A 22,431-nucleotide genomic window follows, 5' to 3' on the forward strand; every position below is an offset into this window, starting at 1 on the left:
GCGTAAGCCGGTCGCACCCTGATCTTCGACAAGAAGGAGGGGGCGATGACCAAAGCAACCGGCGGCTGCCTGTGCGGCGACGTCCGATACGAAGTAACGGGCGAGCCGGTGGGGACCTACATCTGCCACTGCACCCATTGCCAGAGGCAGGCAGGCAGCGCGTTCTCGATCATCATCGGCGTGCCAAAGGCGGCGCTGGCCGTGACCGGCGAGACCCGCAGCTATGCCGACAGCGGCGAGAGTGGCGGCGCGGTGGAGCGCCAGTTCTGCCCGCGCTGCGGCTCGCCGCTGTTCAGCCTGGTTGGCTCCACCCCGGGCCTGGTGTGGGTCAAGGCGGGGACACTGGACGATACGTCCGCCCTCAAGCCCGCCGCGCAGCTATGGACCCGCAGCCGCCAGCCATGGGTCGAGATTGCAGGCGTTCCCGGCTTCGAGACAAATCCGCAGTGAAAGGCTGGAGGATCCTGTTCGGAGCTGCCGCGCTGTACAATTTCGCCATCGGCCTGCCCGGCGTATTTGCGCCCGGCAGCGCCCTCGATGCGAAGGTGGCGGCGCTGCTGGTCGCATGCTTCGGCGTCATTTACGCCTTGGTCGCAAGTAACCCACCTAGGTTCGGTCCCGTCTTATGGGCCGGCGTTGCGGGCAAGCTGGGTGTGGTCTCGCTGATGCTGCCCGGGGTGCTGGCCGGGACCGCCCAGCCGGGTCTTGGCATTATCCTCGCCGGGGACGGACTGTTCACGCTCGGTTTCCTCGCCTTCCTGCTCGGCCCGCTGCGCCGTGCGGAGCAAAGCTGATGGACCGGACCATCGTCCGTCTCGGCGAGGGGCATGTCGATGCCGCGGTCGCCACACTCGCTGCCGCGTTCTTCGAGGATCCGGCGATCTGCTGGATGATGCCCGACCCCGCTTTGCGGCGGAAGCGCTTGCCGAAGCTCCACCGCTGGATGGTGCGCGAGCATCTCGCCAACGGCATGGTGCTGGGCACGCCCGGGTGCGAGGTCGTCACGCTGTGGCGGCCGCCCGGCGCGATGCACCTGAAGGAGCCGCTGTGGCATCCGGGGATGCTGCGGTTCGTGCCGATCTTCGGCCGCCATCTGGTCCGTGCGGCGGTGCTCGACGAGGCGATCCACAAGCATCTCCCGCCCGAGGAAGGCTGGATGTACCTGCGCATGGCGGGGGTCCGGCCCGATTGCCAGGGCAAGGGCCTGGGCGGGCTCGCCATTCGTGCCGGGATTGCCGAAGCGGCTTCGCTGGGCGTTCCGGCGGTGCTGGAGACCGCGACCGAGAGCAACCTCGCGCTGTATCGCAACCTCGGTTTCGAGGTCCGCAGCGACTGGACGGTGCCGCTCAAGGGCCCGCGATTCTGGACGATGACGCACGGCGACTGACCGCGCGGCAGACGCGAAAAGGGCCCGGCAGCTGGAGAGGATCCTGCCGGGCCCTTGCGCGTCCCCCGCTTGGGGTTGGCAGGGTCTTTGGGGGAGCGCTTCGCGGCGGCTCAGGCGAGCCCGCCGGGGACGAGCGCCGAAGCCGGCATGGCGGCGACGACAAAGGCGAAGCTGAAGGCGGTGGCGAGGGTCGCGGCGAACAGCGCGTTCATGCGGTTGGTCAGGGTCATGGCGGTCACTCCATCTCGGGTCTGGCGGCGGGCGGTGCGCCTGCTGTCGATGGAGTTCAAATAGGCGCGATTTGTCGGGAAGCGTGAACACTGTTATTGCCGGGGGGCATTGCACAAATGCATAACCGGCTGCGGGGGAGGGGCTTTCCTTGCTCGACTGGAACGACCTCAGGTTCTTTCTCGCGGTGGCGCGAAGCGGCAGCACCTTGTCCGCCTCGCGCGAGCTCAAGGTCAGTCAGGCGACAGTCTCGCGCCGGGTCGCGGTGCTGGAGGAGGCGGTTGCCGCCCAGCTCTTCGTCCGGCGGCCGAGCGGTTACGAGCTGTCCCCGCGCGGCGCCGCCATGCTGCCGCTGGCCGAGGAGGTCGAGCGTGCGGTGCTCGGCTTCGAAAGCGCGATAGCGGCGGAGACCCGGCGGCTGACCGGGACGGTGCGGCTGACCACGGTCGAGAGCGCGGCAAACAGCTGGATCATCCCGGCGCTGCGCCAGCTGCGCGAAACCCACCCCGGCATCTCTGTCGAGATCATCACCACCGACGCCAACCTCGATCTCGCCCGCGGCGAGGCGGAGCTGGCGGTGCGGTTCGGCTCGCGCCCGGTCCAGGAATCGCTGGTGGTGCGCCACCTCGCCGACCTCGACGTCGCCTGGTTCGCCAGCCGCGAACTCGCGGTCGAGCATGGCCGCCCTTCGGAGTTCGCGCAGCTGGCGCGCTATCCGCTGGTCGCGATCGCCCGCGGCGGACCGGGGTTGGGGGCAGAATGGCTGGTGGCCAACCTGCCGGGCGCACAGGTGGTGCAGAAGGTCAGCACGATCTCAAGCGTCCAGACCAGCGTACGCGCCGGGCTGGGGGCAGGGCTGCTCCCTTGCGTGATCGGCGACGATCTGCCGGGCGTGGTCCGCCTGATGCCGCCGGTCGAGGATTTCGGGACGCAATGCTGGCTGGTCACGACCGATGTCGCGCGCCGCCAGCCGCACGTCCGCGCGGTGATCGATTTCGTGGTCGAACAGATCGGGCGCAATCTGCGCGCGCCCCGGCAAGGGGAGGTCGTGATCGTGCCGGCCTGACCGGCGGATGAAGGGGGGAAGGGCGATGGAAGCACGCAGCGTTTCGCGCCTGGCGACGGCCGGCGCAGTGCTGGTCATGGCTGGACTGCTCACGGGGCTGGCGAGCGGGACCATGGCCAACCCGCGCATGGGCCTGACAGCGCACCTCGAGGGCCTGATGAACGGCATGCTGCTGATTGCAGTCGCCGGGGTGTGGCGCCGCCGGGTCCAGCTTGGCCGGGCGGCCGAGCAATCGACTATCCTGCTTCTCGTCGGCGGAGCCTGGGCCAACTGGCTGGCAACGCTGCTGGCGGCATTGTGGGGCGCATCGTCGCTCATGCCCATCGCCGGAGCCGGTCATGTTGGGACCGGTTTCCAGGAGACGGTGGTGGCGGTCCTGCTGCTCGCTGCATCGGTCGCCATGATAGGGGGTGTGGCGATGCTGATCCGCGGCCTTTCCCGCGGGCGGGTGCATTGAGTATCCGGCCCGCAGAGTATACGATGGCCCTGGGTCGAACTCCGTGAGTGGAGCGTAACACCCATGTCCGAAGCATTCCGACTTTCGCGCCGCGTCTTTGCCGGCAGCGCTCTGGCGACCTTGGCCATGGGAACGCGCGCGCTTGCTGCCGATCCGCCCGCCCTGACGGCGGAATCGCCCATCGGGCCGTTTTATCCCGTCCAGCACCTGGCCGATGCCGACGCCGACCTGACCCGGATCCGGGGTCACGCTCGGCGGGCGCTGGGTGAGGTGATCGAGCTCAGCGGACGGGTGCTCGACAGACTCGGCAACCCGGTCAAAGGCGCAAAACTGGAACTGTGGCAGGCCAATGCGGCCGGACGCTACGCGCACCCTGACGATATCTCTACGATGCCGCTTGATCCCGACTTCCAGGGATACGCCACGATCCGGACCGGATCCGATGGTTCGTGGCGGCTCACGACGATCAAGCCAGGAGCCTACGACTCACCGATTGGTCGCCGTTCGCCTCATATCCACTTCGATGCGAGCGGCCGCCAAGCCCGAAACATCCTCCAGATGTATTTTCCAGAGGACGCGCCGGCGAACGCCAAAGACGCGCTTTACACAGGGCTGGGCACCGACGCCTTCACTTCGGTCGCGGAGAGGCTAGATGCCGGACGATACCGATGGGATATCGTCCTGTTGGGATAAACGCAAATACTCCCGCAGTAACGGGACTTGCCGTTGCCAACTGGTTGAACCGCAGATTAATGACTTGTACAGGCGATCAGCAGAAACGTTCATGATCGGCTTGCGTGATTGGTCAGGTCTGGCAGTTCGTCGTGTAATTGTTGCAGGTGAGCGGTGAATTGCACGCTTGTTGGCAACCCGCCTCGTGGTTGCGCCGTTTCACCTTTGCCATGACACACCACACTTCACATCATCGCTTTGCCGGGGTCGCGATTGCCGCGCTTCTGGCTGCCGGACCCACCTCGTTCGCGTTCGCCCAGGACGCCACGGTTGCACCGCCGCCGGTGACCGTAGCGCCGCCGGCGCCGACCATCGTCCTGCCGTCTGTGGACCCTGCCCCGGTCGCGGTGCCTTCGCCGGTGACTGCGGAGCCGGTCGCCATCCCTTCGTCCGCGGCCCCTGCCGCAACCCCGTCTGCCGCGCCGAGGGCCGAATCTCGCACGGCGACCGCCACCCGGAGCGCTGCACGTTCAGCGCCCGCGGCGCAGCCTGCCACCAGCAACACCACCGCCAACCCTGCGACCACGACTGAGCCGGTGGAACCGTCTGCCCCGCCGCCTGCCGTAACCGCGCCGGTTGATCCGGTTCCCGTTGCCGAAGCCGCGCCGGCCCCCGTCGCTGCGCCGGCCGATGATGGCGGTGACAACACCCTGGCGATCGCCGGGCTGCTGGGGATCGTCGCGCTCGGCGGCGCGGGCATCTATGCCGCGACGCGCCGCCGCCGTGCGGTGTACGACGAGCCCTCCAGCTCGCAGGCCGCCTCCGAGCGGACCGCGACGGTCGCCAGTCCGCCGGCACGACTTTCGCAGCCGGGCGTGATGCCGCTTGCGCGGACCACCGAACCGCTGGTCGTCGGCACGCCCGAAATGGTCGCGGAGCCGGAAGTTCGCCGTCCAGCCGCCGCTTCGTTCGCGATGCCCGGTACAGTGCCGTCCGATCCGGAGGCGCGCCGCGAGCTGCTCGAACGGATGGTCGCGGCTGCGCCGAACGACGAGAACCCGTTTACCTCGCGCAAGGCCCGGCTGCGCCGCGCACGCCTGATCCTCCAGCACCGCGAGTCGCAAGGCATCGAGACGCCTTCGCCGCGCACGACGCTCGACCGCACCCAGCCCATCGGAACGCGCACGCTGGTCGACGCCTGAGTCTCCGTAAGAGAGACCCCTTCGAGGGGGAGCGGTTCACCCCTGCCGCTCCCCCTTTTCCGTGTTCGGGTCAGGCGATCCCGTCCCACGCGAGCTTCGCGCCCAGCAGCACCATCAGCCAGTAAATGATCGTATAGAACCGCGCCGGGTTCAGCCGCTTGAGCAGCCAGATGCCAAACCAGGTACTGAGCAGCGCCAGCGGCATGAGCAAGGCAGCGGCGATCAGCACCTCATGGGTGAAGACGCCGAGCGCGATGTAGCTCGGCACCTTGACCCAGTTCATCACGGCAAAGGTGATCGCGCTCGTGCCGACGAAGGTGAGATGTGGCAGATTGCGCGGAGTGACCCACATCTGGAACGGCGGTCCGCCCGCGTGGGCAATCTGGCTGGCGAACCCCGAACCGATTCCGAACAGCGTCCCGACCCAGCCTGGCGAGGTCGATGCGGCGGTGATCCGCCCGCCGCGCCCCAGCCACAGGCGGTAGAGCCCGAACACCAGCGTGAGCAACCCGAGCACGGCCAGTACGGCCTTCTCGTCGACCGTCGCCGCGAACGCCCAGCCGATGCCCACACCCAGTACCATCCCGGGTAGCATCCACGCGGCCACCCAGCGGTCCCAGTCGCGGCGAAACGCCCACACGCTGAGTGCGTCCTGCACGATCAGCAACGGCAGCAGGAGCCCTGCCGCCGTAGTCGGTGGCAGGGCCAGCGCCAGCACAGGCGTGGCGAGCGCGCCCACACCGGAAAACCCGCCCTTGGCGATACCGACCAGAAACACCGCGATAACGCAGGCGAGCAGGGTCGAGGGGTCGCTCAGGAACATCGAATGCGCCCTCGGGCATCGGGCGCGGCTTGGCAAGCCGAGAAGGTCCCTCCAGATTGGCGACATTTTCGCTGTCCTACAGCGCAGGCGCGCTCCTAATCGCTGCGGCTTCATCGCACCGGCAGGGGATCGCCATGGACAGGAAGCCGCTTTTCGACACCTTGCGCGGGATGCTTGGCGGGCGGCTGAGCCAGGCCCAGGTCGACCGGATCGACCGCGCGCTCGATGGCGCTGACGCACAGGTCGGGACGAGCCGTCTGGGTGCGCTGTCGCAACGCTACGAATGCGGCGGCCGCGGGCCGGGCACGGTATCGAGCGGCCGCAACGATCCGGGCGGCGTCTCCTATGGACTCTACCAGTTGGCGAGCTTGACGGGGACCTGCGCGGCCTTCGTGGCAGCGGAAGGCAAGCGCTGGGCCGGGCGCTTCGGGGAAGCGCTACCCGGCAGCGAGGGTTTCACAGCGGCGTGGCGGGCTATCGCCGCCGAAGAGCCTGAGGCCTTCGCTGCGGCCCAGCACGCGTTCATCGAGCGGACCCACTATCGCCCAGCGGTCGCGGCCGTGCTGGCTGAAACCGGGCTCGATCTGGATGCCCGGGCGCAAGCGGTGCGCGATGCCGTGTGGTCGACGGCGGTCCAGCACGGCGCCGCTGCCAGGCTCCTCGCCAGCGCCGTCCGCACCGCCGACGCGCTTTCCCCGCGCGGTTCGGCGCGGCACGATCGGGCGCTGGTCGAGGCGATCTACGCGGCACGGGTGTCGCACGTCCGCAAGGTGGCGGCGCGGCCCGGAACCGCGCCGGGTCAGCGGCGCCTGCTCGAAAGCCTTGTCACCAACCGCTATGCCAGCGAACGGATCGCGGCGCTGGCGATGCTCGAGGCTTAAGCGGGTTTGCGGCGGAACGGCCAGTCGGTCACCCCGCCGCTCCACAGCGCCAGCCAGACCACGACCGGCTGCGCGAACATCCGCGGTACGTGATAGGCGAGGCCAAGTCCGTGGTCGGGCCTGCCCATGTCGAGGATGAAGTGGTTGATGTTGGCCGGGAACACGCAGACCGCATAAGCGGCCAGGCCCCATGCGGCGGCCCGCCGAAGCGGCATGGAGAAGCCTTGGGCGAGCGCGACCGCGCCCGCCAGCTCGGCCACGCCGGTCAGCGCCACGACCAGCTCGGGCGCGGGCACCCACTGCGGGGTGATGGTGAGGAAGGGGTGCGGCTTCCACAAATGGAAAACCCCCGCGACGAAATACAACAGGGCCAGCAACAGACGCGCGGCGGTGCGGGCGCGGGAAGGGCGGGGGATATCCATGGCCGCTGCATCGCGCCGGCCGCGAACCGAGTCAAACCGCATCCGCCGCCAACGAGTTGCAGCGATCCCGGATCCATTCGCTAACCTGCGGCAACCAAACGGCAATTCGTCGCAAACGACGGAACGGGGAGGCGGGTCGCCCCGTTCGAAAGCGATTCACCAGGAGATTGCTTTCATGCGCGTTTTTCTGCCCCTGACCCTGACCGCCGCGCTCGCGTTGTCCGCGTGCGGGCCGGATCGTGACGACTCCAACGCCGCCGCCACCTCTACCGACGCCGCCATGGGGATGGACGATGCGACCGCATCGGCCGATGCCCCGGTCACCGCCGATGACGCCGCGAGCGGCGTGACCGCACAGCGATTCGTCGACATGATGGCCTCGGCCGACATGTTCGAGATTGAAAGCTCGAAGCTCGCCGCGACGATGGCCAAGAATGCCGAGCTCAAGGCGTTCGCCGCGATGATGGTCGCGGATCACGAAAAGTCGAGCGCGGCGCTGAAGGCAGCGGCGGGCAAGCTCAACCCGCCCCTCACGCCGGCCGCGGCGCTGGATGCCGCGGGGCAATCGGATCTGGCCGAGCTCAAGGCCGCAGGCGCAGACTTCGACAAGCGCTATGCCGAGCGCCAGATCGCGGCGCATGAGAAGGCCTCTGCCGCCCTGCGCAGCTACGCGGCGACCGGTTCGGAGCAGGAACTGCGCAAATTCGCCGGCGAGACCGCGCGGGTGGTCGAACAGCACCTGCAGAAAATCAGGGCGATTCAGGCCAAGCTCTGACGATCACCAGCGGGCGGGGGTGAGCAAGAGCTCTCCTCCGTCCAATGGTGTGAAGCCGGCTTCGGCGATGACCGCATTGCTCTCCCTCGGCCGTCGCCCTTCGCCAAGCGACCAGGTGACGTGCCACGTCCCTCCGCCGGGCCGGTCGAGCGAACCATCGATCTCCACCACCATTGCCTCGACGCCGCAGCCGTCGTCGGCATGGCCCACGATGCGAGCGCTCGCGACCGGCGGCGGGGGATCAGCCTTTGCGCCGCCATCGGCGTTGGAGAGCAAGGTGACGTGATCGGCCACGACCTCCGCATAGCGCGGAGGGAAGCGTCCGAGCAGCACCTCGCGCCGCGCATGATCGAGTTTCCAGCCGGTGGTCATTACCCGAAGATAATGCGCTCCGCTCCGGCGTCAGCCCCTATTCGCGGGGAACCGCCTGACCGCTGACCACGCTGCCCTCCGTCGGTTGGTCCGCGTTCAGCGCACCGGTCACCCAGATCAGGGTCATGGCTGCAACCGCCAGGAGCAGGCCGATCACGAGCACGTAGCGGACAATGTGGGGCGTTTCGCCGCCGCGCGCTTCGGTGGTGGTGATGTGGGCTTCTTCGCCGCGCTGTTCCATGGGGACCTTCCGGGATGTTGTGGCGCTTGTGCGCCCTGTGCCCGGAACTACGCTTGGCGAGGGGAAGCGGTTCCACGCTTCCCCGCCGCGGCCAAATCCCCGTCAGTCGCGCAGCAGCTCGTTGATCCCGGTCTTGGAGCGGGTCTGCGCGTCCACGGTCTTGACGATCACCGCGCAGTACAGCGACGGGCCGGGGGTGCCGTCGGGCAGCGGCTTGCCGGGGAGCGCACCGGGGACGACCACGGCATAGGGCGGGACCTTGCCGATGTGGACCTCGCCGGTGGCACGGTCGACGATCTTGGTCGAGGCACCGATGAATACGCCCATCGAGAGCACCGCGCCCTCGCCGACGATCACGCCTTCGGCCACTTCCGAGCGTGCGCCGATGAACGCGCCGTCCTCGATGATCACCGGACCGGCCTGAAGCGGTTCGAGCACTCCGCCGATTCCGGCACCGCCCGAGATGTGGACGTTCTTGCCGATCTGCGCGCACGAACCGACGGTCGCCCAGGTATCGACCATCGTGCCTTCGCCGACGCGCGCACCGAGGTTGACGAAACTCGGCATCAGCACCGCGCCCTTTGCGATGAACGCGCTGCGCCGCACGACCGCGCCGGGGACGACGCGGATGCCGGCGTCGCGGAAGCGGTTCTCGCCCCAGCCTTCGAACTTCAGCGGCACCTTGTCGAACGCCGGCGCACCGGCCGCACCGTATTCCATGATGCCGTTGTCATTGAGGCGGAACGAGAGCAGCACCGCCTTCTTCAGCCACTGGTTGACCTTCCATTCCCCGTCCACCTTCTCGGCGACGCGGGCCTCGCCGTTGTCGAGCAGGTCGAGCGCCTGGTCGACAATCGCGCGGACGTCGGCGCTGGCCGGGGTCACGCTGTCGCGGGCGTCGAACGCGGCTTCGATCTGGGCTTCGAGCTGGCTGGTCATCGGTCTTGTCTCCTGTCGGGCGCGCGCCTAGCCCAGCTTGCCTTCGCCGACAAGCGAGGCGAGCCATTGTTCGAGGTCGTCGATGACGAGATCGATCGCCGCATCGTCCTTGCCGCGGTGGCCCCAGTCGGTGCCGACGTCGACCCACACCGTCTGCATCCCCAGCGCCTTGGCCGGCACGAGGTTGCGGGCCGAGTCTTCGACAAACACCGACCGGGCGGGATCGATGTCGAGCGCCTCGATCATCCCGGCATAGGCCTGCGGCTCCGGCTTGGGGGCATAGGCCATCGCGTGGATGTCCCACATCCCGTGCCACAGGTGACCGAGCTCCAGCGCGCCAAGGACCTTGGTCGCGTAGCTTTCGTCGCCGTTGGTGAAGAGGATCCGCCGTCCCGGCAGCGCGTCGAGCAGGTGGGCGAGGCGCGGGGCGAGGGCGAGGGGCGCCATGTCGATGTCGTGGACATAGGCGAGGAAATCGTGCGGGGCGACCCCGTGGTGGTGCATCAGCCCGGCGAGCGTCGTGCCGTGGGCGTGGAAGTAATCCTTCTGGATACGCCGCGCCTCGTCGACCGGGCAGCCCAGCAGCTGCGCGATATATTCGCCCATCCGCACGTCGATCTGGTCGAACAGGCCGGTCGAGCGGGGGTAGAGCGTGTAGTCCAGATCGAAGATCCAGCAATCGACGCGCGAGGAATCAAAGGGCATCAACCATTTTCCGAAAATCGTCCGTAACTATGCGGGCGGTCATTTACGGCGCATTCAGGTGGGCATAGCTACAAGGCGGGCCGGTTGAAACCCCGCCGGCCGGAAAGGCCCGGTGCGGGATGTTGGGTGGGTCCGATGCAGGTTGATTACATGGGTCAGGCGCGCAGCCGCCGCGTCTCCGCATTGCTGCTGGCGTGCAGCGGGTTCGTGATGCTCGCCGGGTGTGGCGGGGGCGGCGGGATGCAGAGCACGCCGACGCCCGTTCCCGCGCCCAGTCCGACGCCCACTCCGGTCCCGACGCCGACCCCCACGCCGACTCCGGCACCCACGCCGACGCCGACGCCGACCAACTTCATCACCCAGGAATACAACCGCTCCGACGGGCCCGCCTATCACGGGGCGATCACCGCGTGGCAGCGGGGCGCGACCGGGCGCGGGGTGACGATGGCGATCGTCGATACCGGGATCGACACCACCAATACGGAATTTGCCGGGCGCATCTCCTCGGCTAGCGCCGACGTCGCGGGGAGCCGCGGGATCCAGGGCGAGGACGACCACGGCACCCAGGTCGCGCTCGTCGCCGCGGCGGCCCGCAACAACAGCGGTGTCGTCGGCATCGCGTTCGATTCGACCATCCAGGTCCTGCGCGCCGACGCCCCGGGAACCTGCGCCGATGCCAGCGGCGACGGTTGCTCGCTCGAGGACCCGGACATCGCGCGCGGTATCGACCGGGCGGTGGCGTCCGGGGCGCGGGTGATCAACCTCTCGCTCGGCGGATCGCCGCCGGCGGCCGTGCTGCGTGACGCGGTCGCCCGTGCGGCGGGGGCGGGCGTAGTGATCGTGGTCTCGGCCGGCAACGACGGCGGCTCGACCGAGGCGGGCGTCGACGGCACCACGGCCGATCCGTTCGCCTCCGGCATCCGCGAGTCCGGCAACGGCAACGTCCTGATCGTCGGCTCGGTCAGCGCTTCGGGTGTGATATCCTCGTTCAGCAACCGCGCCGGAAGCGAGGGGCAATACTACCTCGCCGCGCGGGGCGAGCGGCTCTGCTGCGTCTATGAAGGCAGCACAGTCAAGGTCACGACCGACGCCGACGGCAGCACTTTCGTGACGCTGGTCAACGGCACCAGCTTTGCCGCGCCGCAAGTGACCGGGGCGGTGGCGCTGCTGGCGCAGGCGTTCCCGAACCTGACCGGCCAGCAGATCGTCGACCTGCTGCTGCGCACCGCGCGCGACGTCGGCCCGACCGGGGTCGACGCGACCTATGGCCGCGGCATCCTCGACATCACCGCCGCCTTCCAGCCGCAGGGCACGACCTCGCTCGCCGGCACGACCGCGCAGCTGCCGCTCGGCGACGTGACCGGGGCGACCGGCGCGGCGATGGGCGATGCGGTGCGTACCGCGGGCCTCGGCGCGGTCATCCTCGACGGGTACTCGCGCGCCTTCGCGCTCGATCTTGCCGCGCGATTGAAGACCGCACCGGTCGAGCAGCGGCTGGCCAACGCCCTGCTCGACAAGTCGCGCCACGTCGCGACCGGAACCGACGGGCTGAGCCTCGCCTTCAACATCGATGGCCGCTCGGGTCGGATGAACTGGATCGAACCGCTGCGCCTCAGCCGCGAGGATGCGGACCAGGCGCGGGTGCTCGCCGCGACCGTGACCGCGAAGATCGCGCCGGGGCAGCAGCTCGGTTTCGCCTGGCACCAGTCGGCCGACGGGCTTTCCGCGCGGCTGGCCGGGCGGCGCGAGCCGGCGTTCATGGTCGCCGGTTCGCCGGGCAGCGAGCTTGGGCCCAACCAGTACGGCAGCACTGCGTTCGCCTATCGCACCATGCTGGGGCGGACCGGGCTGACCTTCAGCGCCGAGCGCGGCGACGCGGTAACGACGCCGGTGCAGTTCGCCGGCTCGCTCGTCAGCCGCCGCCGGCAGGAGCAGATGATGCGGCTCGGCATGGCGGTGGACCACCGGTTCGGCCCGGTCGAGGGGACCATCGGCCTGTCCATGGTCGATGAAGACCACACCGTGCTCGGCGCGCGGTTTAATGACGCGTTTGGCGGTGGCGGGGCGCGCACCCTGTTCGCCGACGCCCGCGCCGGCTGGCAGGTCGCGCCCGAGTGGCGGCTGGGCGCAGCGGCGCGGATCGGCTGGACCCGGCCCGAGGCGGGCGGGCTGGTTGGCGGCTCGAACCTGATGAGCTCGGCCTGGGCGGTGGACGTGGAGAAGCGCGGCGTTTTCGGCAAGGGCGACGCGCTGGCGTTTCGCGTGTCACAGCCGCTGCGGGTGGAGAGCGGCGGGCTGAACCTGACGCTGCCGGTCGGCTACGACTACACCACGGGCCAGGCCGACTTCGCCACCCGCACGCTATCGCTCACCCCGCACGGGCGCGAGCTGATGAGCGAGCTGGCGTGGCGCGGCACCCTGTGGAACGGCGACCTTGCCGCGAGCGTGTTCTACCGCAAGGATCCGGGGCACTTCGCAAGCGTGCCGGACGACAAGGGCGTGGCGGTGAAGTGGTCGACAGGGTTCTAGGGTCGCTGCAGGCGGGGGGCGGGAATGGCGCTGTTGCTGGTTTATTTGCTGCCGTTCTTCGTGGGAGCGTGGATCGGCATCGCGGCGAAAACCAGGTTCTGGCTGGCGCTTGTCGTCGGTATCGCCCTGGCGAGCCCCGCGACCGCGACTTTCCTTCCCGGCCTTATTGCGTCCCGGCCCGATAGCATCTGGTTCACCGCCATTCCGGCGCTCGGGGCCGGGCTGGCCTGCGGGGCGGCGCTGGTTATGGGACGGATGCTTCTGGAGTGGTTCACAAACCGGCCGCGCAAGGTGTAATTCCGTGTCCTGAACGCGATTATCGCGGCGCCACCCGCCGCAGCCGCCCGCCTTCGCCGTCTTCCAGCACCCACAGGGCGCCGTCGGGTGCCTGCCGCACCTCTCGGATGCGGTTGTCCAGCGCAATCCGCTCGACTTCGCGCGCCTTGTCGCCGTCGATGGCGACGCGGACGAGGCCGGGGTAGCCCATGCCGGCGATGACCGCCTGGCCCTTCCAGCCGGAAAACAGGTCGGCCGAATAGAACACGAAGTCCCCCGGCGCGATCACCGGGTTCCAGCTGATCGCCGGGCCGGCAAGGTCTGGGCGGGTCTCGTTGCGGGGGATCGGGCTGCCGTCGTAGTTGTCGCCGTCCGACACCAGCGGCCAGCCATAGTTCTTGCCCGCCTCCACCAGGTTCAGCTCGTCGCCGCCGGCGGGGCCGTGCTCGAGGTCCCACAGCCGCCCCTGCGCATCGGCGGCGAGGCCGAGCACGTTGCGGTGCCCGTACGACCAGATCTGGGCGGAGACGCCGCCCTTGTCCGCGAACGGATTGCCTGCCGCCGGGGAGCCGTCGAGATTGAGGCGGACGATCTTGCCGAGGTTGACCGCAAGGTCCTGCGCGGGCGTCTTCTTTTGCCGATCGCCTGAGGAGACGTAGAGGTATTTCCCGTCGGGCGAGAAGGCGATGCGGTGGGAGAAGTGCCCGCCGCTGACGACCTTCGGATCCTGCCGCCAGATCACCTGCAAGCCTTCGAGCCGCGGCGCGCCCTCCAGCACCAGCCGCGCCCGGCCGACTGCCGCGCCGCGCCGTCCGCTGTCCCCGGCCTCGGCCCAGCTGAGGTACACCATGCCGTCGCTGGCGAAGCCCGGGCCGACCGCGATGTCGCCGAGGCCGCCCTGGCCGCCGTAAGCGACCCTGGGGACACCCGCGACGTCCACGACCTTGCCGTCCTCATGGCGCAGCTTCAGCTTGCCGGCCTTCTCGGTCACCAGCACCATCCCGGTGCCGGGGAGGAAGGCCATCGCCCACGGCTCGTCGAACGTGCCGAGGTCGGTTACGCGGTAGGCGGCCTGCTTCGCTTCGGCGGCCGGGTGCGCGCGATTGTGCCCCGGGCTGTCCCCGGCCTTGGCACCGCCGCAGCTTGCGAGGAGGAGGGCGATTGGCGATAGCAGCGCCAGCAGGGAAACGCGTTTCATCACGGGATCAACTGTCATCATGGCATCTTGTGCCACGCAAATCCTGAGAATCGGTGTCGACGAGGCGGGCCGGGGGCCGCTCGCCGGGCCGGTCGTTGCCGCGGCCGTCCTGCTGTGCAAGCCGCGTCCGGCCGGGCTCGACGATTCCAAGAAGCTCAAGCCCGCCCGCCGGGCCGAACTTGAAGCGCAGATCAAGCGCCGCTGCCGCTGGGCGGTGGGGGTCGCCGAAGTCAAGGAGATCGACGCGCTCAACATCTTCGGCGCGACGATGCTGGCGATGACCCGCGCCGTCGCGGGCCTGTGCGAGCAGCTCGGCGAGGACCCGCACGAAGTGCTGGTCGACGGCAACCTCACCCCGCACGGCCGCCGACCCGAATGGCGCTGGCCGGCGCGCGCCATCGTCGGCGGAGACGCCATCGAGCCGTGCATTTCGGCCGCCTCGATCGTCGCCAAGGAACACCGCGACCGCCTGATGCGCAGCTTTGCCGAGGCACACCCGCACTACGGCTGGGAGCGCAACGCCGGCTATGGCACGCCCGAGCATCTCGCCGCGCTGCGCCAGCATGGGCCCACGCCACTGCACCGGCGCAGCTTCGCGCCCGTGGCGCAGCTCGCGCTGTTCTGACCACCTGCGCCCCCGCGCAGGCGGGGGCCTCCCTCGGCAAACGGTCTGCTTGATCGTTGGAGTTCCCCGCCTGCGCGGGGAAACAGCGGATTTTTTCGCAGCCGAGTCCTCCGCGCCACACCACATCATCTTGAGTCCGCCGCGCCCTGCGGGACTCAACATGCTGTGTGGGACTCGTTTCGTTCTCCCTCTCGGCTTGCCTGATTCCTCAAGGATTCCGGCGAGTCGCGGCTTGACGCGGAGTCCCGGAAGACTCACCCTGAGCGCTTCGACAGGGGGAAACTGCAACCGACATGGCGACCATCGCACTCAAGCACCGCGGCCGCGAGGCCGTCGCTCCGGCGGTCCGGCGCGAGGACCTGCCGCTCAATTCGATCCTGCGCGGCGACTGCATCGAGGGCATGCGCTCGCTGCCCGACGCGTGCATCGACATGATCTTCGCCGATCCGCCCTACAACCTCCAGCTCGGCGGCGACCTTGCCCGGCCCGACGGCAGCCATGTCGACGCGGTGACCGATCACTGGGACCAGTTCGACAGCTTCGCCGCCTACGACAAGTTCACCCGCGAATGGCTGGTGGAGGCCCGCCGCATCCTCAAGCCCGATGGCGCGCTGTGGGTGATCGGCAGCTACCACAACATCTTCCGCGTCGGCGCGATGATGCAGGACATGGGGTTCTGGATCCTCAACGACATCGTCTGGCGCAAGGCCAACCCGATGCCCAACTTCAAGGGCACCCGCTTCACCAACGCGCACGAAACGCTGATCTGGGCGTCGATGGGCGAGAAGGCGAAGTACACCTTCAACTACCGCGCGATGAAGACGCTCAACGACGAGCTGCAGATGCGCTCCGACTGGGTCCTCCCGATCTGCGGCGGGCAGGAGCGGATCAAGCGCGGCGGGACCAAGGCCCACCCGACCCAGAAGCCGGAGGCGCTGCTCTACCGCGTGATGCTGGCGACGACCGAGAAGGGCGACGTGGTGCTCGATCCGTTCTTCGGCACCGGCACCACCGGCGCGGTCGCCAAGCGGCTGGGGCGCGACTGGATCGGCTGCGAGCGCGAGGAAACCTACATCGAGGTCGCCGAGGAGCGCATCGCGCTGGCCCTGCCGCTCGATGAGAGCGCGCTGACCACGATGCAGTCGAAGCGCAGCGCCCCCAAGGTCGCGTTCGGCGCGCTGGTCGAAGCGGGCTTGCTCGCGCCGGGGACGGTGCTGTTCGACAGGAAGCGCAAGTTCTCCGCCACGGTGCGCGCCGACGGCTCGCTGGCCGCGGGCGCGGAGATCGGCTCGATCCACGGCCTCGGCGCCAAGCTGCAGGGCGCGCCGTCGTGCAACGGCTGGACCTTCTGGCACGTCGAGCACGAGGGCGAGGTCAAGCCGATCGACGCGCTGCGGCAGCTGTACCTGCTGGCGGTGGAGGATTGAGGTCAGCCAACGCACACCCTCAATGCGACGTCATGCTGAACTCGTTTCAGCATCCCCTCACATCCACCTCCGGAGCCGAGAGTGGTGCACAGCGGCGCCATTGCTCCGTCAACAGTGCTTCGGAGCAAGCCCAAAGGGGACCCTGAAACGAGTTCAGGGTGACGATTTTGAGGATTGCGACGGGAATTGCGGTTAAGCAGAACCATGACCACCACCCTCTACCTCCGCCCCATCGGCCTCGCCGAAAGCCCGCAGAGCGAGGAAGGCGACGCGGTCCGCCTCGCCGGCGGGCTGGTCTATGCCCACCGCTTCGCGCTGATCCTTCGCGCCGGGGGGCGGGTGGTGTCGCGCCGGCAGCTGTCGCCCGCGGGCATCGCCGAGGCACTTGCCAAACTCCCTGACGAACTCGCCGCCGAGGGCGAGGAGCAGTGGGCGAACCTGCGCATGGCGCACCCGCCGCTAGCGCTGAAGACCATCCACGGCGAGGCGCGGACCATCCGGCTCGACCAGCCGCAGGTCATGGGCATCCTCAACATGACGCCGGACAGCTTTTCCGACGGCGGCAAGTTCCTCGACGACGCGGGCGAGGCCCATGCCCATGCCTCGGCCATGCTGGAGGCCGGCGCGGCCATCGTCGACGTCGGCGGCGAAAGCACCCGGCCGGGCGCAGCGGCGGTGTGGGAGGGCGACGAACTGAAGCGTGTCGTCCCGATGGTCGAGCGGCTCGCCGCCTCGGGCGCGGCGGTCTCGATCGACAGTCGCCGGTCGAGCGTGATCGAGGCGGCGCTGGGCGCGGGCGCGCAGATCGTCAACGACGTGTCCGCCTTGCGCCATGACCCGCGCAGCCTGGAGATCGTCCTGCGCGCCGACGCGCCGGTCGTGCTGATGCACGCGCCGGGCGGCGCCGACGACCTCCACGCCGAGGGCCGCTATGGCGACGTCGTGCTCGACGTGTTCGACTGGCTGCGCGAGCGGCGCGATGCGGCGCTGGCGGCGGGGGTGTCGAAGGACAGGATCATCCTCGATCCCGGCATCGGCTTCGGCAAGTCGCTGGCCGAGAACCTCGCCCTGCTGAACGCGCTGCCGCTGTTCCACGCGCTCGGCCAGCCCCTGCTGGTCGGCGCGAGCCGCAAGCGGATGATCGGCGCGCTCTCGAACGAGGCCCCGGCGCACCAGCGGCTGGGCGGCAGCGTGGCGCTGGCGATCAAGGCGATGGATGCGGGGGTGCAGCTCCACCGGGTCCACGACGTGGCGGAGACGGTGCAGGCAGCGCGGGTCTGGCGCGGGCTGCGGGACGCGGCGCTGACCGACTTTTCGCAGATGGGTGAGGGGTAGCGGCTACCTGACAACTTCCCCAACCCGGTCATGCCGGGCTCTCGCTTACTTTTCGCGCGATCACAACAAAGTGGGGCTCTGGATCAAGTCCAGGGTGCCGGAGATTGCAAAATGCCCACTGCATCACCGTCAATAAATTTTTGCCTCAAGCGCCCACCGGGACACTCGATGGCGGATGTGGGTCGACGCCAGACTATCCGATAATCCAATGAGGTCCTGCTCGTGGCTCCATTGCTGGAATCCGAATGGAGAGGAGATAGTCTCTTCGATGAAATGCCGTGGAATTATGACATGCGAGAGATCATGGTAGGGGAACGGCTGTCCCCAAGTGCCGCCATCTTCCGTCCAAAATTCCCCGAGCTCAGATTCAAGCGGCAATTCGGCAGTCCAATAGTCGGCGTTATCTTGAAGTCGGGAGAAGGTGGTCCAGGAACACCATGACCTAAGGCGGGGTGTACCTTTTTCCTCGACGTAAGGATTCGGTTTCGTCTCGATTGGAAACGCGAGATGCCGTGTAGCCAGCAGGAGGAACTCGCGCATCCTGCCGCCGCGTCGTCTCACCACCGCCCATCCCCCATCGTCCCGCCGCGCCATTCCGCCAGCCGCCGCCCGGTCCCCGGCGACACCCCCTCCGGCAGCGCGTCCAGCGGAAACCAGCCGCAGTCCTCGATTTCCAGCCGGTCGTTGCGGGCCATTGCGTGCCCGGCATCCACCCGCACCACATAGACCGCGACGTGGTCTTCCTTGCCCTCCAGCCGGTTGAGGTAGAGGCCGAGCACCCGCTCCACCCGGTAGTCGCGGATCGCCAGTTCCTCGGCCAGTTCGCGGCCCAGCGCGGCGAGTATGGACTCGCCCTTCTTCACCCCGCCGCCGGGGAGGTACCAGTAATTGCCGTAAGTATGGCGGACGAGCGCCAGCCGGTCGTCAGCGTCGATCACCAGCGCCCGCACGCCCAGCGTGCGCGGCTGCGTCACCTTCCACACCAGCCGGGCCGCGCCCACGCCCAAGCGCTGCGGCCAGCCCATCAGGCGGTATAGCCGCCGTCGCTGACCATGACGCTGCCGGTGATCGTCGCCGCCATGTCGGAGAGGAGGAAGCCGATCTGCCCGGCCACCTCGTCGGCCGTGGCATAGCGGCCGAGCGGGGTCGCCATCTTCGCCATCGCCTCGATCGCGGCCTCGCGGCTGCCCTCCTTCGCTGCAATGTCCTTGAAGAACGGCAGGTCGTTCCAGATCGGGGTATCGACCCCGCCCGGCGCGATGGCGTTGACCCGCACGCCGTATTCGGCGGCTTCAAGCGCGGCGACCTTGGCGAGCTGGATCACGCCCGCCTTCGAGGCCGAATAGGCGGCGCTGCCCGGCGCGGCCTTGAGCCCGGCGGCCGAAGCGGTCAGCACCACCGAGCCCTTCTGCGCGCGCTTCATCAGTCGCAGCGCAAAGCGCAGGCCGAGGAACGCGCCATCGAGGTTGACCGAGATGACCTTCTTCCACTGGGTCACGTCGGTATCGGTGATCGCCCCGCCCGCGGCGATCCCGGCGTTGATCACGGCGAGGTCGATCCCCGGAATCTCGCGGGCGAGCAGGGTCCACAGCGAAGGATCGGAAACGTCGCCGCCGATCGGCTGGACCTTGCACGGCAGGTCCAGGGTATCGAGGCCCGGCCGGTCGAGGTCGATCAGGATCAGCTCCTCGATCCCGTTGGCGGCGAGGAAGCGCGCGGTCGCCGCGCCGATTCCGGAGGCCGCGCCGGTAATCAGCGCGGTCTTGCCGGTGAAGTCGATCGGGTTCGTCATGGGTGTCCTGCCCCGTCCAGAAAGGGGTGAGGCGGGCAGGCTAGCGCGGGGGCGGGTTGCAGATCAACAAGGCATTCCGCCAAAGCGGAAAGTGCGACCACAGGCCGCGTCATTGCGAGGCCGAAGCCGCGGCAATCCATGGTGAGCGGCTGTGGATTGCTTCGTCGCTGCGCTCCTCGCAATGACGACGGCGGGAGGGGGGCTGAGGCTGGGCCCTCAGGCCGCGTTGTCGATGCCGAGTTCGCTGAGCTTGCGATAAAGAGTCGAGCGCCCGATCCCCAGCCGCCGCGCGACTTCGGTCATCCGCCCGCGGTAGTGGCCAATGGCGAGGCGGATCACGTCGGCCTCGATCTCTTCCAGCGGACGGAGGTTGCCGTCGGCGGCATAGAGCATCACCCCCGCGCTTTCCGGCTGGTGCTGGTGCGTGGCGGTGGTCTCGCCGACCATGTTGGACAGGTTGGGGAAGTCCTGCCCGGTCAGCGCGTCGCCGTCGCAGAACACCGCGGCGCGGAACAGCGTGGCCTGGAGCTGGCGGACATTGCCCGGCCAGTCGTAGGCGCCCAGCAGCGCCAGCGCCCCGTCAGTGATGCCGAGCGGACGCAGACCGGGCTGCTCGCCGATGCGGGCGAGGAAATGGCGGGCGAGCGCGGGAATGTCGCCCGCGCGCTCGCGCAGCGCGGGGAGGCTCACCACCACGGACGAAAGGGCCTCGACCAGGTCCTGGCGGAATAGCCCGCCCTCGGCCAGCTCGCGCAATGAGGTGTTGCTCGCGGCAAGGATGCGCACGTCCACCCGGAACGAATGGCGCGCGCCGATCGGCTGGACGTCGCCGCGCTGGATCGAGCGGGCGAGGCGTTCCTGTACGTGCGGGGGCAGGCGGTCGATCTCGTCGATCACCAGCGTCCCGCCGTCGGCATGCTGGAGCGCGCCGATGTGCCGCTCGAACGCGCCCGGAAACGCGCCCTTCTCGTGGCCGAACAGTACCGATTCGAGCTGGTTGGCAGGCGTGCCCCCGGCGTTGACGAAGCGCAGCGGGGTGCGGGCTCGAGGACTGGCAGCGTGGATTGCGCGGACCAGCATCTCCTTGCCGGTGCCGCTCTCACCCTCGATCAGCACCGGGCTGTGCGTGCGCGCCGCCTTGGCCGAGACGGCGAGTGCCGCGCGGAACGCCGGGGCCGCCCCGATCATCGCATCGAAATCGAGGCTCGCGCCGATCTTCTCGGTCAGCGGCTGGAGCTCGGTCGCGGGATTGGTCCGGGTGGTGGCGCTGCGCAGGGCGAGCAGCAGCCGGTCGGGCGCGACCGGCTTGATCAGGTAGTCGGTCGCCCCGGCGCGCATCGCTTCCACCGCCAGCAGCGGCGAGGCGCTGGTGGTGAGCATCAGGATCGGCAGGGCAGGGCGGCGCGATTTCAGTTCGGCGATGAGGTTGCAGGCGTCGTCGCCCGGCACCCACTGGTCGAGGATGATCGCGCCCAGCTGCATCCCCTGCCGCGTGCCGAGGGTGGCGATCGCGGTTTCCGAATCGCGGGCGATGATCGTGCGCCAGCCCTCGCGGGCCGCGAGCGCCGTGATCAAACGGCACTGCGCGGGCTCGTCGTCGATGAGCATCAGCAGGCGCTGTTCGGTCTCGGCCATTGTTCTCCCGTCCTCGGATGGGACAGTTCATAGGACCGAAGGGTAAAGGGGCTGTTAAGCGTGGGATGGTTCGTGCGCCCTTGAGGTGCGCGCGTTGTGACGATAGAGGAACCCTGCAATTCGGCGCGCAGCAAGCGCTCGCGCCATGGACATGGGGAAGAAAAATGGCTTCGGGCAACGACATGAAGGCCGCCAACCAGACCTATGGCGGGTTCGTGAATCTCCTCAAGTGGTCGGTTCCGATCCTCGCGGTGCTCACCGCGATCGTCGTCGTCGTCATCCAGTAACCAGCGGGTGAGCGCGGCCACGCGGATCGCCGTTCTTCGCGAACGCGCGACTGGGGAAACTCGTGTTTCGGCATCGCCCGAAACTGTGAAGAAGTTCATCGCGCTGGGCGCGGCGGTCACCGTCGAAGCGGGAGCGGGCGTTTCCGCCTCGATCGCCGATGCCGATTATGCCGCCGCCGGGGCCGAGATCGCCGCGGAAGGGCAGGCCGCGAAGGGCGCGGACATCGTGCTCGGCGTGCAGGGGCCGGAAGTGGCGCTGCTCGCCGGTGCCAATCCCGGCGCATGGATCGTCGCGGGGCTGGACCCGTTCGGCCAGCGCGCCCGGGTCGATGCCTATGCCGCCGCAGGCTTCGAAGCACTGGCGATGGAGTTCATGCCGCGCATCACCCGCGCGCAGAGCATGGACATCCTCTCCTCACAGTCGAACCTCGCCGGCTACAAGGCCGTGCTGGTCGCCGCCAACCTCTATGGCCGCGCCTTCCCGATGATGATGACCGCGGCGGGCACTGTCTCTGCTGCCAAGGCGTTCATCATGGGCGTGGGCGTCGCCGGGCTCCAGGCCATCGCCACCGCCCGCCGCCTCGGCGCGCAGGTTTCGGCGACGGACGTGCGTTCGGCGACGAAGGAACAGATCGTCAGCCTCGGCGCCAAACCGATCTTCGTCGAAAGCGTCGCCGGGATCGAGGGCGAGGGCGCGGGCGGCTATGCCACGGAAATGAGCGAGGAATACCAGAAGGCCCAGGCCGAACTGGTTTCCAGCCACATCGCCAAGCAGGACATCGTCATCACCACTGCGTTGATCCCTGGCCGCGCCGCGCCGCGCCTGATCAGCGACGCGCAGATCGCGACGATGAAGCCCGGCAGCGTGATCTACGACCTCGCCGTGGCGCAGGGCGGGAACGTGGAAGGCTCGGTGCCGGACCAGGTGGTGGAGAAGCACGGCGTGAAGATCGTGGGCTATTCGAACACCCCGGCGCACCTGCCGGCCGACGCCTCGGCCCTGTTCAGCCGCAACCTGTTCAATTTCCTCTCGGCGTTCTGGGACAAGGACGCGGGGAAACCGGTGCTGGACGAGGAAATCGGCAATGCCGTGCGGCTGACGCAGGGCGGGAAGGTCGTGAGCGAGAGGTTGCTCGGGTGAGTCCGGTACTCGGAGC

At 68.7% G+C, this 22,431-nt stretch carries 26 protein-coding genes; 16 read left to right on the forward strand and 10 right to left on the reverse strand.

The features are described 5' to 3' along the window. Positions 1–45 precede the first annotated feature (45 nt). From AC3WLD_RS09385 to AC3WLD_RS09415, 7 genes are all read left to right on the forward strand, one after another. Positions 46–450: a GFA family protein gene (locus tag AC3WLD_RS09385; RefSeq protein WP_492556686.1), complete on the forward strand. Its 405-nt coding sequence runs from the start codon at positions 46–48 to the stop codon at positions 448–450. After that, on the forward strand, positions 447–794 hold the full coding sequence (locus tag AC3WLD_RS09390) for a hypothetical protein (RefSeq protein WP_492556687.1): 348 nt from the start codon (positions 447–449) through the stop codon (positions 792–794). Before AC3WLD_RS09385 ends, AC3WLD_RS09390 begins: the two co-directional genes overlap by 4 nt. Then, complete coding sequence (locus AC3WLD_RS09395) at positions 794–1,387, forward strand: GNAT family N-acetyltransferase (protein ID WP_492556688.1); 594 nt, start codon at positions 794–796, stop codon at positions 1,385–1,387. The genes AC3WLD_RS09390 and AC3WLD_RS09395 overlap by 1 nt, the downstream gene beginning before the upstream one ends. Before the next feature lie 379 nt (positions 1,388–1,766). After that, positions 1,767–2,681 carry a LysR family transcriptional regulator gene (locus AC3WLD_RS09400; protein WP_492556689.1) on the forward strand — a complete coding sequence of 305 codons (915 nt, stop codon included), beginning with the start codon at positions 1,767–1,769 and terminating at the stop codon, positions 2,679–2,681. Between the two features lie 25 nt (positions 2,682–2,706). Further along, positions 2,707–3,138 carry a styrene oxide isomerase gene (locus AC3WLD_RS09405; protein WP_492556690.1) on the forward strand — a complete coding sequence of 144 codons (432 nt, stop codon included), beginning with the start codon at positions 2,707–2,709 and terminating at the stop codon, positions 3,136–3,138. 63 nt (positions 3,139–3,201) lie between these two features. Then, a complete protein-coding gene (locus AC3WLD_RS09410) occupies positions 3,202–3,831 on the forward strand; it encodes a dioxygenase family protein (protein WP_492556691.1) in 630 nt (209 codons plus the stop codon). A gap of 209 nt (positions 3,832–4,040) precedes the next feature. Next, positions 4,041–5,012 carry a hypothetical protein gene (locus tag AC3WLD_RS09415; protein WP_492556692.1) on the forward strand — a complete coding sequence of 324 codons (972 nt, stop codon included), beginning with the start codon at positions 4,041–4,043 and terminating at the stop codon, positions 5,010–5,012. A gap of 70 nt (positions 5,013–5,082) precedes the next feature. Here the strand turns inward: AC3WLD_RS09415 and AC3WLD_RS09420 are convergent, their stop codons facing one another. After that, positions 5,083–5,829, reverse strand: coding sequence for a sulfite exporter TauE/SafE family protein (locus tag AC3WLD_RS09420; protein ID WP_492556744.1), 747 nt, complete (start codon positions 5,827–5,829; stop codon positions 5,083–5,085). 140 nt (positions 5,830–5,969) lie between these two features. On the opposite strand from AC3WLD_RS09420, the gene AC3WLD_RS09425 reads away from it, so the two are divergent. Next, on the forward strand, positions 5,970–6,716 hold the full coding sequence (locus AC3WLD_RS09425) for a VgrG-related protein (RefSeq protein ID WP_492556693.1): 747 nt from the start codon (positions 5,970–5,972) through the stop codon (positions 6,714–6,716). On the opposite strand, the gene AC3WLD_RS09430 is transcribed toward AC3WLD_RS09425, so the two are convergent. Further along, positions 6,713–7,138, reverse strand: coding sequence for a DoxX family protein (locus AC3WLD_RS09430; RefSeq protein ID WP_492556694.1), 426 nt, complete (start codon positions 7,136–7,138; stop codon positions 6,713–6,715). The genes AC3WLD_RS09425 and AC3WLD_RS09430 overlap by 4 nt on opposite strands. Between AC3WLD_RS09430 and AC3WLD_RS09435 the strand changes: the two genes are divergently transcribed. Continuing rightward, positions 7,137–7,913, forward strand: coding sequence for a DUF4142 domain-containing protein (locus AC3WLD_RS09435; RefSeq protein WP_492556695.1), 777 nt, complete (start codon positions 7,137–7,139; stop codon positions 7,911–7,913). The two genes, AC3WLD_RS09430 and AC3WLD_RS09435, sit on opposite strands and share 2 nt — an antisense overlap. A 3-nt stretch (positions 7,914–7,916) precedes the next feature. On the opposite strand, the gene AC3WLD_RS09440 is transcribed toward AC3WLD_RS09435, so the two are convergent. From AC3WLD_RS09440 to AC3WLD_RS09455, 4 genes are all read right to left on the reverse strand, one after another. Beyond that, entirely contained in the window at positions 7,917–8,285 is a 369-nt protein-coding gene (locus AC3WLD_RS09440) for a hypothetical protein (RefSeq protein ID WP_492556696.1), read from the reverse strand. A 37-nt stretch (positions 8,286–8,322) separates the two neighbouring features. After that, positions 8,323–8,526 (reverse strand): hypothetical protein, encoded by a 204-nt coding sequence (locus tag AC3WLD_RS09445; RefSeq protein WP_492556697.1) that lies wholly within the window; start codon positions 8,524–8,526, stop codon positions 8,323–8,325. Between the two features lie 102 nt (positions 8,527–8,628). Then, complete coding sequence (gene dapD / locus AC3WLD_RS09450; RefSeq protein WP_492556698.1) at positions 8,629–9,465, reverse strand: 2,3,4,5-tetrahydropyridine-2,6-dicarboxylate N-succinyltransferase; 837 nt, start codon at positions 9,463–9,465, stop codon at positions 8,629–8,631. A 27-nt stretch (positions 9,466–9,492) separates the two neighbouring features. Beyond that, positions 9,493–10,170, reverse strand: coding sequence for a pyrimidine 5'-nucleotidase (locus tag AC3WLD_RS09455; protein WP_492556699.1), 678 nt, complete (start codon positions 10,168–10,170; stop codon positions 9,493–9,495). A 135-nt stretch (positions 10,171–10,305) separates the two neighbouring features. Here AC3WLD_RS09455 and AC3WLD_RS09460 point away from each other — a divergent pair, with 135 nt between their 5' ends. Next, entirely contained in the window at positions 10,306–12,699 is a 2,394-nt protein-coding gene (locus tag AC3WLD_RS09460) for a S8 family peptidase (protein ID WP_492556700.1), read from the forward strand. Between the two features lie 24 nt (positions 12,700–12,723). Next, on the forward strand, positions 12,724–12,996 hold the full coding sequence (locus AC3WLD_RS09465; protein WP_492556701.1) for a hypothetical protein: 273 nt from the start codon (positions 12,724–12,726) through the stop codon (positions 12,994–12,996). A gap of 19 nt (positions 12,997–13,015) precedes the next feature. Here AC3WLD_RS09465 and AC3WLD_RS09470 read toward each other — a convergent pair whose 3' ends face one another. Then, positions 13,016–14,173, reverse strand: coding sequence for a PQQ-dependent sugar dehydrogenase (locus AC3WLD_RS09470; protein ID WP_492556702.1), 1,158 nt, complete (start codon positions 14,171–14,173; stop codon positions 13,016–13,018). Between the two features lie 19 nt (positions 14,174–14,192). On the opposite strand from AC3WLD_RS09470, the gene rnhB reads away from it, so the two are divergent. The 3 genes from rnhB to folP all read left to right on the forward strand — a co-directional run bounded on the left by rnhB (position 14,193) and on the right by folP (position 17,560). Then, entirely contained in the window at positions 14,193–14,798 is a 606-nt protein-coding gene (rnhB, locus tag AC3WLD_RS09475; protein ID WP_492556703.1) for a ribonuclease HII, read from the forward strand. 293 nt (positions 14,799–15,091) lie between these two features. Next, a complete protein-coding gene (locus tag AC3WLD_RS09480; RefSeq protein ID WP_492556704.1) occupies positions 15,092–16,225 on the forward strand; it encodes a site-specific DNA-methyltransferase in 1,134 nt (377 codons plus the stop codon). Between the two features lie 204 nt (positions 16,226–16,429). Further along, positions 16,430–17,560: a dihydropteroate synthase gene (gene folP / locus AC3WLD_RS09485; protein WP_492556705.1), complete on the forward strand. Its 1,131-nt coding sequence runs from the start codon at positions 16,430–16,432 to the stop codon at positions 17,558–17,560. A 557-nt stretch (positions 17,561–18,117) separates the two neighbouring features. Here folP and AC3WLD_RS09490 read toward each other — a convergent pair. From AC3WLD_RS09490 to AC3WLD_RS09500, 3 genes are all read right to left on the reverse strand, one after another. Further along, positions 18,118–18,585 carry an NUDIX domain-containing protein gene (locus tag AC3WLD_RS09490; RefSeq protein WP_492556706.1) on the reverse strand — a complete coding sequence of 156 codons (468 nt, stop codon included), beginning with the start codon at positions 18,583–18,585 and terminating at the stop codon, positions 18,118–18,120. Continuing rightward, positions 18,585–19,352, reverse strand: a complete 768-nt coding sequence (locus tag AC3WLD_RS09495) for an SDR family NAD(P)-dependent oxidoreductase (RefSeq protein ID WP_492556707.1) — start codon at positions 19,350–19,352, stop codon at positions 18,585–18,587. The genes AC3WLD_RS09490 and AC3WLD_RS09495 overlap by 1 nt, the downstream gene beginning before the upstream one ends. A 216-nt stretch (positions 19,353–19,568) precedes the next feature. Next, positions 19,569–20,987 carry a sigma-54-dependent transcriptional regulator gene (locus AC3WLD_RS09500; protein ID WP_492556708.1) on the reverse strand — a complete coding sequence of 473 codons (1,419 nt, stop codon included), beginning with the start codon at positions 20,985–20,987 and terminating at the stop codon, positions 19,569–19,571. A gap of 164 nt (positions 20,988–21,151) precedes the next feature. Here AC3WLD_RS09500 and AC3WLD_RS09505 point away from each other — a divergent pair, with 164 nt between their 5' ends. Both AC3WLD_RS09505 and AC3WLD_RS09510 read left to right on the forward strand, forming a co-directional pair. Further along, the gene (locus AC3WLD_RS09505) at positions 21,152–21,274 is read left to right on the forward strand and encodes a hypothetical protein (protein WP_492556709.1); all 123 of its coding nucleotides are present in this window, start codon (positions 21,152–21,154) and stop codon (positions 21,272–21,274) included. A gap of 7 nt (positions 21,275–21,281) precedes the next feature. After that, entirely contained in the window at positions 21,282–22,415 is a 1,134-nt protein-coding gene (locus tag AC3WLD_RS09510; RefSeq protein ID WP_492556710.1) for an NAD(P) transhydrogenase subunit alpha, read from the forward strand. The last annotated feature ends 16 nt before the right edge of the window (positions 22,416–22,431 follow it).

This window comes from Novosphingobium sp. FW305-C-111, assembly GCF_058783565.1.

Coding starts and splice junctions, on each gene's coding strand:
- AC3WLD_RS09445 (WP_492556697.1), bottom strand. CDS start 8,526: ATGGAACAGCGCGGCGAAGAAGCCCACATCACCACCACCGAAGCGCGC.
- folP (WP_492556705.1), top strand. CDS start 16,430: ATGACCACCACCCTCTACCTCCGCCCCATCGGCCTCGCCGAAAGCCCG.
- AC3WLD_RS09465 (WP_492556701.1), top strand. CDS start 12,724: ATGGCGCTGTTGCTGGTTTATTTGCTGCCGTTCTTCGTGGGAGCGTGG.
- AC3WLD_RS09430 (WP_492556694.1), bottom strand. CDS start 7,138: ATGGATATCCCCCGCCCTTCCCGCGCCCGCACCGCCGCGCGTCTGTTG.
- AC3WLD_RS09505 (WP_492556709.1), top strand. CDS start 21,152: ATGGCTTCGGGCAACGACATGAAGGCCGCCAACCAGACCTATGGCGGG.
- AC3WLD_RS09470 (WP_492556702.1), bottom strand. CDS start 14,173: ATGAAACGCGTTTCCCTGCTGGCGCTGCTATCGCCAATCGCCCTCCTC.
- AC3WLD_RS09490 (WP_492556706.1), bottom strand. CDS start 18,585: ATGGGCTGGCCGCAGCGCTTGGGCGTGGGCGCGGCCCGGCTGGTGTGG.
- AC3WLD_RS09385 (WP_492556686.1), top strand. CDS start 46: ATGACCAAAGCAACCGGCGGCTGCCTGTGCGGCGACGTCCGATACGAA.
- AC3WLD_RS09410 (WP_492556691.1), top strand. CDS start 3,202: ATGTCCGAAGCATTCCGACTTTCGCGCCGCGTCTTTGCCGGCAGCGCT.
- AC3WLD_RS09425 (WP_492556693.1), top strand. CDS start 5,970: ATGGACAGGAAGCCGCTTTTCGACACCTTGCGCGGGATGCTTGGCGGG.
- AC3WLD_RS09440 (WP_492556696.1), bottom strand. CDS start 8,285: ATGACCACCGGCTGGAAACTCGATCATGCGCGGCGCGAGGTGCTGCTC.
- dapD (WP_492556698.1), bottom strand. CDS start 9,465: ATGACCAGCCAGCTCGAAGCCCAGATCGAAGCCGCGTTCGACGCCCGC.
- AC3WLD_RS09455 (WP_492556699.1), bottom strand. CDS start 10,170: ATGCCCTTTGATTCCTCGCGCGTCGATTGCTGGATCTTCGATCTGGAC.
- AC3WLD_RS09415 (WP_492556692.1), top strand. CDS start 4,041: ATGACACACCACACTTCACATCATCGCTTTGCCGGGGTCGCGATTGCC.
- AC3WLD_RS09480 (WP_492556704.1), top strand. CDS start 15,092: ATGGCGACCATCGCACTCAAGCACCGCGGCCGCGAGGCCGTCGCTCCG.
- AC3WLD_RS09495 (WP_492556707.1), bottom strand. CDS start 19,352: ATGACGAACCCGATCGACTTCACCGGCAAGACCGCGCTGATTACCGGC.
- rnhB (WP_492556703.1), top strand. CDS start 14,193: ATGGCATCTTGTGCCACGCAAATCCTGAGAATCGGTGTCGACGAGGCG.
- AC3WLD_RS09395 (WP_492556688.1), top strand. CDS start 794: ATGGACCGGACCATCGTCCGTCTCGGCGAGGGGCATGTCGATGCCGCG.
- AC3WLD_RS09405 (WP_492556690.1), top strand. CDS start 2,707: ATGGAAGCACGCAGCGTTTCGCGCCTGGCGACGGCCGGCGCAGTGCTG.
- AC3WLD_RS09500 (WP_492556708.1), bottom strand. CDS start 20,987: ATGGCCGAGACCGAACAGCGCCTGCTGATGCTCATCGACGACGAGCCC.
- AC3WLD_RS09460 (WP_492556700.1), top strand. CDS start 10,306: ATGCAGGTTGATTACATGGGTCAGGCGCGCAGCCGCCGCGTCTCCGCA.
- AC3WLD_RS09435 (WP_492556695.1), top strand. CDS start 7,137: ATGGCCGCTGCATCGCGCCGGCCGCGAACCGAGTCAAACCGCATCCGC.